This is a genomic window from Pseudomaricurvus albidus (assembly GCF_018863235.1).
Taxonomy (GTDB): domain Bacteria; phylum Pseudomonadota; class Gammaproteobacteria; order Pseudomonadales; family Cellvibrionaceae; genus Pseudomaricurvus; species Pseudomaricurvus albidus.
The window spans coordinates 298,466-312,898 of sequence record NZ_JAHKRS010000004.1 but is presented as its reverse complement, the minus strand read 5'-3'; the positions used below and the strand labels follow the sequence as shown (position 1 = coordinate 312,898).

The window sequence follows — 14,433 nt, the reverse complement described above, 5'->3', positions numbered from 1 at the left end:
TAAAAGAATGGGGGCTACTTGGGGGAAATACAACATTTCAGAGTCGAAAAAACAAAAAAAAGGAGCCTGAAGCTCCTTTTTTATACAAGTTTGGCGCTGACCACACAAGACTGATCAGCTTTTACTCAAAGACCACTCCAAACCTGCGGGTATGGTGATCGCTGTGAATGCAATCAATCCTCTGGAGCCGCCTTTTGCTGCTGGGGCTCTTCAGACTCAACATCGTTCGATTGATAAACCAGCAAAGGCTCAGATTCACCTTTGATGACAGATTCATCAACAACGACCTTGCTGACACCCTCTTCCGATGGAATCTTGTACATGGTGTCCAGAAGTACGGACTCCATGATTGAGCGCAGACCACGAGCTCCGGTTTTCCGCTCCATAGCCTTGTTGGCAACAGCCTCCAAAGCATCCTTGCGGAAATCCACTTCTACACCCTCCATTTCAAACAGTTTGCTGTACTGCTTGGTGAGAGAGTTTTTGGGCTCGGTCAGGATTTGCACAAGCGCCTCCAGATCCAGCTCTTCAAGGGTTGCAATCACCGGCAAACGCCCGACAAACTCTGGAATCAGGCCGTAGCGGACCAGATCTTCTGGTTCCAGATCCTTGAAGGTTTCGCCAACGTCTTTGTCGGTATCCTTGCTTTTGACTTCGGCGCCAAAACCAATGCCACCCTTCTCGGAGCGATCGCGAATCACTTTATCCAGGCCGGCAAATGCACCGCCACAGATAAAGAGGATGTTCGAGGTATCAACCTGCAAGAATTCCTGCTGGGGATGCTTACGTCCACCCTGAGGTGGCACAGAAGCTACCGTACCTTCAATCAACTTCAACAAAGCCTGCTGTACACCCTCGCCGGAAACGTCGCGAGTGATAGAGGGGTTGTCGGACTTGCGGGAAATCTTGTCGATCTCATCGATGTAGACAATACCCTGCTGGGCTTTCTCAACATCGTAGTCACACTTTTGCAGAAGCTTTTGGATGATGTTTTCGACGTCTTCGCCCACATAGCCAGCTTCAGTCAACGTGGTCGCATCAGCAATGGTAAACGGAACATTCAAAAGACGAGCCAGAGTCTCAGCCAGCAGCGTTTTACCACTACCAGTAGGCCCAACCATCAGAATGTTACTCTTACCTAACTCTACGTCTTCCTGATCTTTCTTTTTCTCACCAGCGCGCAGACGCTTATAGTGGTTATACACCGCTACAGCCAGAACCTTCTTGGCACGCTTTTGACCGATGACATACCCGTCAAGGATCTCGGAGATTTCCTGAGGTGTCGGCAAACGATCACTGCCGCCCTCTGACGCGCTCTCCTGAATTTCTTCACGGATAATATCGTTACACAGGTCTACACATTCATCACAGATGAAGACCGAGGGGCCGGCGATTAACTTACGAACTTCGTGCTGACTCTTTCCACAAAAGGAACAGTAAAGCAGCTTGCCGTTGTCATCCCCGCTTTCAGTGGTGTCGGTCATTAAACCTCTCCATCAAATCTCTTTTCTAAGGACTAACAATGCGTCCTACAGCTTATTTTTTCAAGGGTAAAACCCAGTAGATACCCACTATTGGTGCGATTTCGTAAGTTTTTAATTCCGACTCACAGGTTAAAACCAATGGTTTATAACTCTTGGTTACTAGAAAGGGGCGACAGGATGACCTCAATCACCTCCCCCGACCCTTTCATTTCGCAGTATCAGTTATTGGCCTGCGACACGCTTACTGAGCACCTCATCGATCAAGCCATATTCTTTTGATTCCTCAGCGCTCAGGAACTTATCACGCTCGGTATCCAGCGCAACCTGATCAACGGGCTGGCCGGTGTGATAAGCCATAATTTCGTTCAGACGCTGGCGGGTCTTGAGGATTTCCTGCGCATGAATGTGGATATCACTGGCCTGCCCCTGTGCGCCACCACTGGGCTGGTGAATCATAGTACGGGCATTTGGCAGACAATAGCGCTTGCCTTTCGCTCCTGCAGTCAACAAAAAAGCCCCCATACTGCAAGCCTGACCGATACACATGGTGCTGACATCAGGCTTGATGAACTGCATGGTGTCGTAAATGGACATACCTGCAGTCACAGAGCCGCCTGGTGAATTAATATACAGATGGATGTCTTTATCCGGGTTTTCAGCCTCAAGAAACAGAAGCTGAGCCACCACCAGATTCGCCATGTGGTCTTCTACCTGGCCCACCATAAAAATCACACGCTCTTTGAGCAGCCTGGAATAAATATCGAACGAGCGCTCACCTCTAGCCGTCTGCTCGATCACCATAGGAACGAGACCTGAATTTTGGATTTCTAACGACTGAGAATTAAAGTCTAATTTTGCCATGGGTTTTATTTGCTTCCTTAATCGACAAGCACACTGTTACTACTCATATCTGCCATTACTCAGCGGAATTCATACTGATCAGAGTAATTCAGACGTTGTGAATAGACTTGGCCTGAGCTTAAACCTTGCTGAAAAGATATTCCACCCCGAAGGCAGAATTGAAGGGGATATTGCCGCGAAACGGACGTTTCGCGGCGAGCTTGGATCAATAAACGATCTAAACGTACTGAGTTTACTCAGCGCTTTGGGCGGGCTTGATGACTTCTTCGTAGGTGCTATTGGTTTCAGTAACCTTGGCGCCGTCCAGAATGTGATCAACAACCTGATCTTCCAGAACAACAGACTCAACACCAGCCAGCAATTCACGGTTGTTGAAGTAATAGTTAACCACCTCTTCCGGATCCTGGTAAGTCGAGGCCAGCTCTTCAACCATTTCACGAACACGGTCACTATCGACTTTGATTTCGGAGGCTTTAACAACTTCGCCCACAATCAAACCCAGAGCTACACGACGCTCTGCCTGCTCGCTGAACATCTCATCCGGGAGCAATGACTTCAGATCCAAATTAGGTTGAGCACCACCAAACTGTTGCATCATTTGATTGCGCAGAGCTTCAATCTCACCTGCAACCAGTGCTTTTGGCAGCTCAACTTCGTTGGCTTCGATCAGCTTGTCCATAACCTGATTTTTCAGTTTGGACTTGGCAGCGTTTTTCAGTTCACGCTCCATGTTTTTGCGAACATCAGCACGGAACTGAGCTTCGTCATCACCTTCAACGCCATACTTGCTAAAGAACTCAGCGTTGAGCTCAGGCAGCTCTTGCTCGGACACAGAATTCACTTTTACAGCGAACTCAACAGCTGCGCCCTTCAGCTCTTCTGCGTGATAATCTTCAGGGAAAGACAGAGACAGAACTTTCTCGTCACCAGCCTTCAGGCCAACCAGGCCATCTTCAAAACCAGGGATCATGGAGTTAGAACCCAGAACCAGGTCCTGACCCTCGGCTTTTCCGCCTTCAAACTCTTCACCGTCTTTTGTGCCGGTGTAGTCGATATTAACCTGATCATCGGTTTGGGCTGCGCGATCGACCTGGGTCCAGGTAGCTTGTTGCTTGCGCAGTACGTCGATCATGTTATCAACGTCGGAATCCTGAACTTCAGCAACCAGTTTTTCAATTTCGAAACTGCTGGTGTCACCCAGAGTAATTTCAGGGTAAACCTCAAAAGTGGCTACGAACTCTACGTCCTTACCTTCAGCCATCTCTTTGGGCTCGATTGAAGGCTGGCCAGCTGGCTTAACATCTTCCTGCTGAACAGCATCGTAAAAAGAGCGACTCATGAACTCACCCAGAACTTCCTGGCGAACACCGGCGCCAAAACGCTGCTTAACCACTTTCAAAGGCACTTTACCTTTGCGGAAGCCGTTCAAGCGAACTGTTTTGGTGGCCTCTTGCAAACGTTTAGTAACTTCAGTTTCTACTTGCTCAGCTGGAATACCTACGGTCATACGACGCTCTAGGCCAGTGGTTGTCTCGATTGAAACCTGCATGGTGTTCCTCGTGAAAATCAGGTCAATACCTGTCGGTATGTCTGGGTCGTGGGTTCAGTGTGATCACTGAACCTCGCTTGTATGGTGCGGACGGAGAGACTTGAACTCTCACACCTTGCGATACTAGAACCTAAATCTAGCGCGTCTACCAATTCCGCCACGTCCGCGTGACTTGTTCTATCCAAACCTGCTCAACAATCAATCAAGTTTGGCGCAACTCATTGATTTTAGTGAAATTATCTTTCTGCTAAAACGGCTGCTCATTTAAGAGGGTGGCAATTCTGCCATAGACCCGAGTGCGGTTCAATACCCGGCGCCAGAACTTTGCCGTTTACCACACTGCAAAACTTGATAAGGCGTTGATTTCTCAAGGATGAAGGGCTTTCACCTGATAACCCTCCTGCTCCAGCAAGCCTCGCAGGCCTTCGCTGCCCACCACATGCCCGGCACCCACTACTACAAATAACCTTTCTCCCCTGCCCAGCCTTGCGGAAACCTTCTCTTGCATCATTGCGTTTCGGTCTGAAAACATCCGCTGAAAAAGCTTGTCTTCGCGATTTTCAAACGCACCATTGATCAGTGCAGTCAGGGAGGCCTCATCGCCAGCTTTCCATGCAGCCATAATAGCCCTGAGCGAATCCGGAGCCTTATGAAACTCGGTAAGCGTCTGCTGGAGAAAGGACGCTTCCTCATTGTCGCTCAACTCATCAAACAAGCTCATTTGCTCAGCAAAACTTTCCAATTCGATAATTGGCTGGCCAGGACGGGACTCCTTAAAGGTTTTGAGCATATAACGATCGATGCCAAAGCTTTCATCAAGTCCACTGCGGCGAATTTGAGCTGCCGTGATCTGCACAGCCACCAGCCAGGGCTGGAGCCGCTGAAAAGCTTCTACCGAAAAACCCAATCCTGATGAAATATCTTTCAAGGATTGCCATTGGGCCTCGCTGAGCCGATCCCGCAAGGTAACACCGGACGGCAGCCGCCCCCTGAGAGCCAATTGATAGCCCGCCTCAGCCTGATCAACAGCGGAGATGTCCAGCTCAACGACCAGTGAGTCGGAGTTATTAAAAGCCTGTTCGACGTATTCGGGTAGTGGGTATAAGGATTCATCACCAAAATGAATGGATCCAAACAAATAGGCTCGCCCACCGCTATCAGGTGCATCAACCTGCCACAGCAGAGGCTCGGCACAGGAAACCCAGGAAACCCATAACAGACAAAGGAGCCACAGGCGGCCACCTTTTAGAGGCATCATCATGCTTTTACAACACTCTTGAGGTAACTCGAACAGCAGAGATCAATATTCGATTCATTTGGGGAATGACACCAGCAGGACGGCATCTTGGTCGCCTGCCACCAGCAACTTGTTTTGTGACTCTGCGGCTATTAAACACGCCTCTTCGCCCTGGAGATTTTGTCCCTCGACGGCAACGGTTCCACTGACGCCTATTACCAGTGCATATCCCTCCCTGCTGAGTCGGTATGTTTCACCCGATTGCAAGGTAATACGCCAGACCTCAAAATCAGAAAAAGAAACCACCTCTTCAATCAGAACAGAGCCCCGGTCACGACGCTCAATAACCGGCAATGGTTGCAGCTGATGGTCACCAAGATTCATGCAGGCGACTGCTTTATCCGTATCCCAGTGATTTTGTGTTAATACTTTCTGGGCAAAAGACAAAATCTGCCGTTCATAAACGGGCGTCTGAAACTCGATGGTCCGCACACCATGCAGCAAAGAATGCGGGGTATAGCACGGCACTTTTAATACGCTGCCAACATCCAATGGCAAAGTCGCCTTATAAGCGTCCATGGCAAGCCGAAGGCCTTTTTCTTTCTGCAGCAACGGCTCAGGTAGCGATGCCAGCCACCGCTTTGTTTGGCTGGCGCTAACCGGTTCAGAAAGCCCCACTCCTGCCGCAAGTCGACACTGATCCAACTCCGCATCTATTTGCCGACGAACAGCCTCATAGGATTTCACTGCAGTCTGAAACGCCGACACAAACGCCTCATCGGTATCAAATTCTGCCCGTTTAAGCGGATCGAAACCTATTCGTATTCCACCGGTACCAGTAGGCCAAGCAGTTTTGTCCACATTGGTAACGACATAGACTTCCTGTTTTTCTTCATGAAGCTCAAAATACAAATCCCCAAACACCTCTTCAGGAAGAGGGTCGAGAATTTTAAGCAGATTTAAATCTTTGGCCTGCCCTGCAGTTAAATAGTCTGGCAACAGTGACAGGAACCAGGGCAGCGGCATGCAATAACGACCATCGGTGATTTGGGACTGACCGCGCTCTTCAATCCCGGTGTACCAGATTTCCTGTCCCCACGGTTTTGCGATGGAGATTGGCGAAAGTCGGATGCAAGTATCCAGAGATTGCAAAGGCCACTCAAGGGTATCCGAAGCGGAACGCATGTCTGATTCAGACACAACGCCACGACACACCTTCTCTGCCTGATCGGTGTGAGCCCCTAAAAGCACCTGAGAAATGCCCTTTTGCTGATCCAGAGAGACCAATGCCAGCAAGGTAACCGCAGGCGAATCCGGCAAGTAGTACTGCTGATAGTCATACCTGAAACACAACAAGCAGCTCTCACCGGCTGACAATTCAGTCAGTGCATCCCGTATATGACCCTCAGGATTGCTTACAACAGGACAACTCAACAAGGCTTTCTCCAGGCCAACGAACATTCAGCCATTGATACTTTTAATCATCGATAAAGACAGGGCGGGAAGTCTACCAGAAAGCCCCAAATCGCAAAATTACCAATTTTAGTCTCTTTCTTGCGATTCCAAACTCTAGAAACACAAAAGCCGGGTGAACCCCGGCTTTTGTTGTATAAGTGTAAACCCCGCCAAAAAGCTTCCAGCGGGGTTGATTTACACTTAAACGCGCTCGATAACGGTCGTAATGCCCTGACCAAGACCGATACACATGGTAGAAATACCCATGGTCCAGTCCTTTTCCTGCATTACCGTCAACAAAGAACCACTGATACGAACGCCGGAACAGCCAAACGGGTGGCCCAGTGCAATAGCACCGCCATTGAGGTTTACCTTAGAGTCCATATCGTCCAGCAGGTTCAGATCTTTCAATACCGGCAAAGCCTGTGCGGCAAACGCCTCGTTCAGCTCTACATAATCGATATCTTTGATATCCATACCCAGTTGTTTCAGGGCTTTTTGGGTAGAGGGCACAGGGCCATAACCCATAATGGATGGATCCACACCAGCAAGAGTAGCCGCGTTTACGCGAGCAATAGGCTTCAGGCCCAGCTCTTTGGCTTTCTCTGCTGACATAATCAACATGGCGGAAGCACCGTCGGTAATCTGCGAAGAAGAACCTGCAGTAACGGTACCACCCTGAGGGTTAAACGCAGGACGCAACTGGGCCAGACTTTCCACAGTGGTTTCCGGACGAATGGTTTCGTCCTGAGTCACCATAAAAGGAACGCCCGCTTCGTCGTGACCCATTACAGGGATAATCTCACGATCAAACTTACCTTCTGCACGTGCAGCTGCAGCCAGACGGTGCGAACGTGCAGAAAAAGCATCCATATCTTCACGCTGGATGCCGTGCATCAATGACAGCATTTCTGCTGTCATGCCCATGCTGCCTGCAGCTTTTGCAACAGACAACCCCAGGGCTGGGTTGATATCGACAGCGTCCATCATGTTCAGGTGACCCATGTGCTCAACACCACCAACCAGGTAGACATCACCGAGGCCAGCCTTAACATTGGCAACAGCGGTATGCATGGCGGACATTGATGAACCGCACAGACGGTTAACAGTTTGTGCCGGCACAGTGTGAGGTAAACCTGCCAGCAGACCGACCAAACGAGCCAGGTTCATCCCCTGCTCTTCACGCTGCATCACACAACCCCAGATCAAGTCGTCAATGGAAGCTGGATCAACTGCCGGGTTACGAGCCAGCAAACCTTTTACCACTTCTGCGCTGATGTCATCAGCACGAACATTGCGAAAACAGCCGTTCTTTGAGCGGCCCATCGCACTGCGAGCGTAATCAACAATTACGGCGTCTCTTGAATTCAAGCTCACGTCTTATCTCCTAAAATCGTTAGTTGGACCGCACTTATGCGTAATATTTTTTACCGGCTGCAGCCATTTCGCGCTGCGCATCGGTTGCTTCGTACAGTTTGCCAAGGTGCTTGTACTTGTCGCACATGGCAACAAAGGCCTCGACACCCATGCTGTCAATCCAACGGAAAATACCGCCGCGGAATGGAGGGAAACCAACACCGTAGATCAGTGCCATATCAGCTTCGGCAGGAGAGCCTACAATGCCTTCTTCCAGACAACGAGCAAGCTCAGTCGCCATAGGAATCATCATGCGAGCAATGACCTCTTCCTGATCGAACTCTTTGGTTTCAGCAACAACTGGAGCGATCAGGTCGTAAGTATCTTGCTTGGCAACTTTCTTAGGCTTGCCGCGCTTGTCAGTTTCATAGGTATAGAAACCTTTACCGTTTTTCTGACCGTAACGCTCGTTCTCGAACATGACATCGACTACAGTCTTGTAATCTTTGGACATGCGATCAGGGAAGCCTTCTGCCATCACGTGCTCGGCATGTGAACCGGTGTCAATACCAACAACATCCATCAAGTAGGCAGGACCCATTGGCCAGCCCCATTTTTCCATAACCTTATCAACTTTCTGGAAATCGGCGCCGTCACGTGACAGGCCAGCAAAACCGGCAAAGTAAGGGAACAGAACACGGTTAACCAGGAAGCCCGGGCAATCATTGACCACGATGGCTTTTTTGCCCATGGCGTTGGCGTAAGCAACAGTGCGAGCAACTGCTGTGTCAGACGTTTTTTCACCGCGGATAACTTCAACCAATGGCATGGCATGTACAGGATTGAAGAAATGCATGCCACAGAAATTTTCAGGGCGCTGCATGGCTTCAGCCAGGTGCGTAATGGAAATGGTAGAGGTGTTGGAGGCAATAATGGTGTCTTCAGAAACCGTTTTTTCAACGTCAGCCAGAACTGCTTGTTTGACTTTAGGGTTCTCGACGACAGCTTCTACAACCATGTCGACGTCGCCAAAACTGTCGTAAGACAGGGTCGCATCGATTTTGGCCAGAATACTGCCCATTTTCTCAGGAGTCATACGACCACGCGCAACTTGCTTGCTCAGCAATTTGTTTGCTTCTGACAATCCCAAATCCAGACCTGCTTGAGCAATGTCTTTCATTTTGATTGGCGTGCCTTTCAAGGCGGACTGGTAAGCGATACCGCCGCCCATGATGCCAGCACCTAATACAGCAGCGTGACCGATTTTCTTGTCCGCTTTCTTTTCCCAGCTTTTTGCATTCTTGGCGATCAACTGATCACTCAAAAACAGACCAACCAGGGATTTCGCAGCTTCGGTAGAAGCCACTTTTACAAAACCTTCTTTTTCTACTTGCAGAGCTTCATCACGGCCCAAGCCAGCAGATTTCTGCATACACTTCACAGCCACAACCGGGGCAGGATAATTTGGTCCAGCCTGACCGGCAACAAAGGCTTTGGAGGTTTCAAAAGCCATCATCGACTCAATGCCATTGAGTTTCAGTGGTGCTTTTTTCTGCTCACGACGACTCTGGTAATCCAGCTTGCCATCGATACACTGCTGCAACACATTCAGAGCTGCATCACGCAAAGCTTCAGGAGCAACAACGCCATCAACAACACCGGCTTTCAGTGCGGCTTCGGCCTTTTGGTCTTTACCAGAAGCAATCCACTCGATAGCCACATCTGCACCTGCAAGACGAGGCAGGCGTACGGTGCCACCCCAACCCGGGATCAGACCCAGTTTGGTTTCTGGCAAGCCCACTTTCGCAGCATTGCTGGCAATACGGAAATCACACGCCAGACAAAACTCGAGGCCACCGCCCAATGCGAAACCATTAATCGCAACAACAACCGGCACACCGAGATCTTCAAGACGATTAAGGTTTTCAGCGTTCTTACCCAAATGCTCGCCTGCAGCTTCAGGCCCCTGCTCAAACAGCGGGACAAATTCGCTGATATCAGCACCTACAATGAAAACGCCCTTGCCACTGGTCGCCAGAACCCCTTTCAGGTCTGCCGTATTTTCCAGCGCCGTAATGGCTTGTTCCAGCTCATTTACAGTGGCGCTGTCGAATTTATTCACCGACTCGCCCTGTAAATCAAAATTCAACTCTGCGATGCCTGCCTCAAGCATTTGCACCGAAACAGCGTTACCTTTAAAAATCATGTTCGACCTCGTAAGTTCCTTTCGATCTCATAAACCCGACTGAATATACACTCAACCAAAGGCTTAATCCTGCGAATGACTATTGCCGTGAAAGTAGCCTCGCCAATGACACTCCCCCCATATTTGGGAGCCCAGAGGACGAGACGCCGGAGTATAACCATTTAAAACAGTTGTTTGAACCACTCATCGTGACCCGATGGTATTGAAAATGAGTTCGCTTCCGCTGGTCCGACCCAAAACCCACACAATAAGCCTAAAAAATAGTCGACCCCATGGTTTGCCGCCACTCCGGCGAAGCTCATAGGGGGTAATTTAGGTCGGGGTTTAGTTGCACTCAGGGAATCGATGAACTCAAAAGCTCGCCATCAGGAAATAGACGCCACCACCCATTCTGCAGGCCCACCAATGGGCTCAAGACGAAACGGTGTTGGTGATTGCAGCGACAGACTGCTGCCACTGACCAAGTGATGCTCTACACCAAGGGCATGGTATTGCGCCTCACCTGCAACAAGAAGAATCATGGTTTGACCGCGAGACATAAGATTGACAACCGGGTCATCGGGTCTGCACTTGAATGAACGCAGCGTTAATTCCCTCCCTGCATTTCCTTGATAAGCAGCAAAGAATGAGCCTGTACCTTGCTCATGATCCTCATGGGAGACCTTGGCAAGCTGCCGATTCATGCTGATCGCGAAGAAATCAGTAAGAGTAATGGGAAAGCCTTTAAGAACTCGTTCCAGCGAGGAGACTGAGGGACTCACAGAGCCCTGTTCAATCACGGAAATAGCGCTATTGGGCACGCCGGCACGCTTTGCCAATTCCCTCTGAGACCAGCCGTAAAATTCACGAATCGCCTTTAATCGAAGTCCTAACGGTTCAGCCATGAAAATCTCGATCCATCTTGTAGCAAGATCTTCATCCTAGCAGTGGGTGTCGGCGCTGACCATATCCCACACGACTAGATTCAGTAACAAAATCAATCACTCAGGATTGCAAGAGCACACCATTTTCGCCGATCTACGAACCTAATGGCCATCCAGAAGTGCGTTTTACTGCAAACTGGCCTCTACCCATACAAGCCGAATTAATTGAAATTAAAGCATATCGGTGTAGCGGCTTTCTTTTTTGAAAGTCACCGGATGATCAAGACCGGGGATTCCGACAGCAGACTCAGAAAGGGTCAGACTGGCATCATCGATCATATTGGTGCCAAAGTTGTAGGTAATATTGAAGTTGCCATGAAGAACCGACTGGTCGTAGGCTTCGGCAGTTTCGATTACAGCATTCAGCCTGGCCTTATACCCAGTCATAACGTCCTTGCCATAACGCTTGGCCAGCATCTTTTCAACCACTACGGGCGCAAGCACAACGCCTGTGGCGTTATTGCCACCAAAGCCCTTGGTATTAATAAACGCCACATCAATTTGCTGCTTGGAGATGTCCGACACTGAGATAGACAGACGTTGCTGATGCACATCATCCGCCACCTGGTCTATGGTCTTGATGCCAGGTACAAGGTTGTATTTGAAAGAGCCCAAAGCAGCAATGAGCTGATCCCCACTGGCCGGCCCGATGGAATGCCCCACATAGGCCTTAACGGCAGCCACAGGCCAATCCGTGATACCGAACGTTTCAGCCACGCGATCCAACAATTCAGACTCGGTCTGACGGTTTGCTGGCGTGCTGGATCCGTGAGCATGAACCATGCTGCGGGTTCTTACCGATTCGTCACCAACGATTTCACGTGCAGAAGCCACAGCCTTGGCCAAGGTAATGTAATTGCCAGGCCCCGGCGCAGAAATGGATTTCTTAAAGCCATCGGCATTAATAAAGACATCGGTTACTGCCCCGTGAATCTGGGCGCCAAGTTCCACCACGAGCTCATCATCCATCAAAATGACGAACTGACAGGCTTCGGCGATGGTAAATCCACAGTTTTCACCAAATGGACGACTGGACCTTCTCAGGTCAGGCTCATCGGTACCCTCAACCTTTTTAAGTCCCTCATAGGTTCCCAAAGCACTCATGGCGGCAAAGCCATCAATAATTTCCTGAGTAATCGGCGCCTCACTGTTGCCCACAATCACGACACGTGATTTCCCGGACTGAATGGCTTCAATACCTTGCTTCAGGTTATACAGGAAGGTGGCGCAAGCTCCAGTGGTACAACCTGTCGTGCCGACACTACCCAGCACATAGGCATTAATGAAATCTGCGGGCATGGTATTTAACCCAAGCGGAAGCTGCTTGGCAGTAACACGCCCCCCCTTCAGGCGCGACTGCATCATCCCACCAAAACCGTTTTCATCCGATTGGCTCATCACACTGCCTGCGTAAACAGCAATTTCGTCAGGATGTACGGAAGACTTTACGGTTTCCCAGGGAATCCCCATGGATTGCAGCGCATCACTGACGCCAACAATGGTCATTTGAAGCCCCCTGGGGTGGAAGCGAGAACTGTACAGAGCCGCAGGATCAAACCCTGTTGGCAACTGCCCCGCCGATTTCACATCGACATTACGGGTAGAGTCGATTTTAACGTCACAGTTGTCCGCAAGATGCACACTGACATGAGAATCAGAATAGTCGGTTACAGTCCAGGAGGCTGGAATCGTTTTGGGAAGCTGGAATCGGGACAATAGAAAAGATGTGCCACTGCTGCCAGGGCCTACGGTGACGGACTGCTGCCAGGGGGCGGCATCCACATCGAAATAGGACTTCTCAATGCGTCGGATCAGGGTTGCCTGCATGATCTCATCGCCAAATTGAGACTCGATATCAGCCAATGTCAAACCGCCGCCGTCTTTAGACTTAAAACCAGATTCATCGGCTTCGATAATATGAGTCATCACTCCCAGGCCAGCCAGAGTTTCCTGTCTGGCCTTCTCATCCAGGCTTTCCAGAACCATACGGCGAAATCCATGGTGGAAAGAGCTACGACCAGCGGCATTGTAACCACCAAAACCAGCAATAATGGGCAAACGAGACATGGCAACTTTCCTTCTTTCAGTACTGGATCAGTACTTTGACTGTATTGGCGCAAAAGCTCTTTTATATTGGCGTTGAAATACTGAGGTCATGCTTCAAGGGTTAGCACGGGGGCTCAGTTGCAAAAAATATTTCAATAGTTCAGACGCTATGCACACTCTTTCATTCATTTTAGAAGGAGCCAAATAGATAAGTTACCGGTATAATGGACAAAAATTACGGTATTAGAGTCAGTCAGACCAGTTTTCAGTCATATCAGGCGCATAGCGCCCCATATTGGTACACAGATTATGAAGAAACGTCTTGGTGCGACCTTTTTGGTCATTGAAGACATGCTCGCCACAAGCATTACATTGCCTATTGAAATGATGAACGCAGCCGAGAGTGCAGCCAAAGGACGGGACCGCAACGCCATGAAGTTGAATATTGCGACAGCTGGCGCCCGCAAAGAAGCCATTAAAACTCGCTCTGGCTTCAACCTGACCCCGGAACTGAGTATTGATGAGATTGGCAGCAGTGACATGGTGATCATCCCGTCTCTGTGGCGCAACCCACGCCCAATCATCAGACGGCACCCTGAAATTGTCCAATGGCTGCAGCAACTGAATGAACAAGGCGCCATTCTGATTGCGGTCGGCACGGGATGCTGTTTTCTGGCTGAAGCCGGCCTGCTGAACGGTAAGGCCGCCACTACCCACTGGCACTATTTCGATCAGTTTCATCGTGACTACCCCGACGTGGAGCTGAAACGTCAGTATTTTATTACGCAGTCAGGCAACATTTATTGTGCTGCCAGCGTAAACGCCGTTGCCGATTTAACGGTTCACTTTATTCATCGCACATACGGTCAGGAAATTGCGACACACGTACAGCGCAATTTTTCTCATGAAATTCGTCGCCCCTATGAATCGACCAGCTATTACGACGATAAACATCGCTACCATCCTGACGAAGACATTGTTCAGGCTCAGATATGGCTGCAAGACAACTGCCAGAAAGAAATCCTGCTAAAGAATGTTGCAGAAAAATTTGACATGAGTGTGCGTACATTTAACCGACGCTTTAAAAACGCTACTGGCAAGACACCTTTACAGTACCTTCAGGAAATTCGCATCGACATGGCAAAAGATTTACTGCAAACCAGTAACCTGTCCGTCAGTGAAATTGCCTACAAAGTCGGCTATCAAGACATGGGGCACTTTTCGAGCCTGTTTAAAAAATTGCTGTCCACAACACCCAGCGATTACCGTTCTACCGTAAGAGCCAAATTGTTCACGGCAGAAACCTGACCCGCTGA

The 14,433-nt window shown here is 49.6% G+C and carries 10 protein-coding genes and 1 tRNA gene; 1 reads left to right on the top strand and 10 read right to left on the bottom strand.

Going from position 1 to position 14,433, the window contains the following annotated elements:
• Positions 1–173: 173 nt before the first annotated feature.
• From clpX to KOI40_RS09590, 10 genes are all read right to left on the bottom strand, one after another.
• Positions 174–1,484, bottom strand: coding sequence for an ATP-dependent Clp protease ATP-binding subunit ClpX (clpX, locus tag KOI40_RS09635; RefSeq protein WP_216097292.1), 1,311 nt, complete (start codon positions 1,482–1,484; stop codon positions 174–176).
• Positions 1,485–1,706: 222 nt separating this feature from the next.
• Positions 1,707–2,345: an ATP-dependent Clp endopeptidase proteolytic subunit ClpP gene (gene clpP / locus KOI40_RS09630; protein ID WP_216097291.1), complete on the bottom strand. Its 639-nt coding sequence runs from the start codon at positions 2,343–2,345 to the stop codon at positions 1,707–1,709.
• 232 nt (positions 2,346–2,577) lie between these two features.
• Positions 2,578–3,894, bottom strand: coding sequence for a trigger factor (gene tig / locus KOI40_RS09625; RefSeq protein ID WP_216097290.1), 1,317 nt, complete (start codon positions 3,892–3,894; stop codon positions 2,578–2,580).
• An 82-nt stretch (positions 3,895–3,976) separates the two neighbouring features.
• Positions 3,977–4,061: transfer RNA gene (locus KOI40_RS09620), tRNA-Leu, on the bottom strand.
• Positions 4,062–4,261: 200 nt separating this feature from the next.
• On the bottom strand, positions 4,262–5,155 hold the full coding sequence (locus KOI40_RS09615; RefSeq protein ID WP_216097289.1) for a TraB/GumN family protein: 894 nt from the start codon (positions 5,153–5,155) through the stop codon (positions 4,262–4,264).
• Positions 5,156–5,206: 51 nt separating this feature from the next.
• Positions 5,207–6,592 carry a hypothetical protein gene (locus tag KOI40_RS09610; RefSeq protein ID WP_216097288.1) on the bottom strand — a complete coding sequence of 462 codons (1,386 nt, stop codon included), beginning with the start codon at positions 6,590–6,592 and terminating at the stop codon, positions 5,207–5,209.
• Positions 6,593–6,787: 195 nt separating this feature from the next.
• Positions 6,788–7,963: an acetyl-CoA C-acyltransferase FadA gene (fadA, locus tag KOI40_RS09605; RefSeq protein WP_216097287.1), complete on the bottom strand. Its 1,176-nt coding sequence runs from the start codon at positions 7,961–7,963 to the stop codon at positions 6,788–6,790.
• A gap of 34 nt (positions 7,964–7,997) precedes the next feature.
• Complete coding sequence (gene fadB / locus KOI40_RS09600; RefSeq protein WP_216097286.1) at positions 7,998–10,148, bottom strand: fatty acid oxidation complex subunit alpha FadB; 2,151 nt, start codon at positions 10,146–10,148, stop codon at positions 7,998–8,000.
• Between the two features lie 365 nt (positions 10,149–10,513).
• A complete protein-coding gene (locus KOI40_RS18880) occupies positions 10,514–11,032 on the bottom strand; it encodes a helix-turn-helix domain-containing protein (RefSeq protein ID WP_216097285.1) in 519 nt (172 codons plus the stop codon).
• A 210-nt stretch (positions 11,033–11,242) separates the two neighbouring features.
• Positions 11,243–13,138: a beta-ketoacyl synthase gene (locus KOI40_RS09590; protein ID WP_216097284.1), complete on the bottom strand. Its 1,896-nt coding sequence runs from the start codon at positions 13,136–13,138 to the stop codon at positions 11,243–11,245.
• A 288-nt stretch (positions 13,139–13,426) separates the two neighbouring features.
• On the opposite strand from KOI40_RS09590, the gene KOI40_RS09585 reads away from it, so the two are divergent.
• Positions 13,427–14,425 carry a GlxA family transcriptional regulator gene (locus tag KOI40_RS09585; protein WP_216097283.1) on the top strand — a complete coding sequence of 333 codons (999 nt, stop codon included), beginning with the start codon at positions 13,427–13,429 and terminating at the stop codon, positions 14,423–14,425.
• Positions 14,426–14,433 lie beyond the last annotated feature (8 nt).

Bases quoted from the DNA above. Each gene is read 5' to 3' on its own strand.
- KOI40_RS09610 (WP_216097288.1), bottom strand. From the start codon at position 6,592: ATGTTCGTTGGCCTGGAGAAAGCCTTGTTGAGTTGTCCTGTTGTAAGC.
- clpX (WP_216097292.1), bottom strand. From the start codon at position 1,484: ATGACCGACACCACTGAAAGCGGGGATGACAACGGCAAGCTGCTTTAC.
- KOI40_RS09615 (WP_216097289.1), bottom strand. From the start codon at position 5,155: ATGATGATGCCTCTAAAAGGTGGCCGCCTGTGGCTCCTTTGTCTGTTA.
- KOI40_RS18880 (WP_216097285.1), bottom strand. From the start codon at position 11,032: ATGGCTGAACCGTTAGGACTTCGATTAAAGGCGATTCGTGAATTTTAC.
- KOI40_RS09590 (WP_216097284.1), bottom strand. From the start codon at position 13,138: ATGTCTCGTTTGCCCATTATTGCTGGTTTTGGTGGTTACAATGCCGCT.
- KOI40_RS09585 (WP_216097283.1), top strand. From the start codon at position 13,427: ATGAAGAAACGTCTTGGTGCGACCTTTTTGGTCATTGAAGACATGCTC.
- fadB (WP_216097286.1), bottom strand. From the start codon at position 10,148: ATGATTTTTAAAGGTAACGCTGTTTCGGTGCAAATGCTTGAGGCAGGC.
- tig (WP_216097290.1), bottom strand. From the start codon at position 3,894: ATGCAGGTTTCAATCGAGACAACCACTGGCCTAGAGCGTCGTATGACC.
- clpP (WP_216097291.1), bottom strand. From the start codon at position 2,345: ATGGCAAAATTAGACTTTAATTCTCAGTCGTTAGAAATCCAAAATTCA.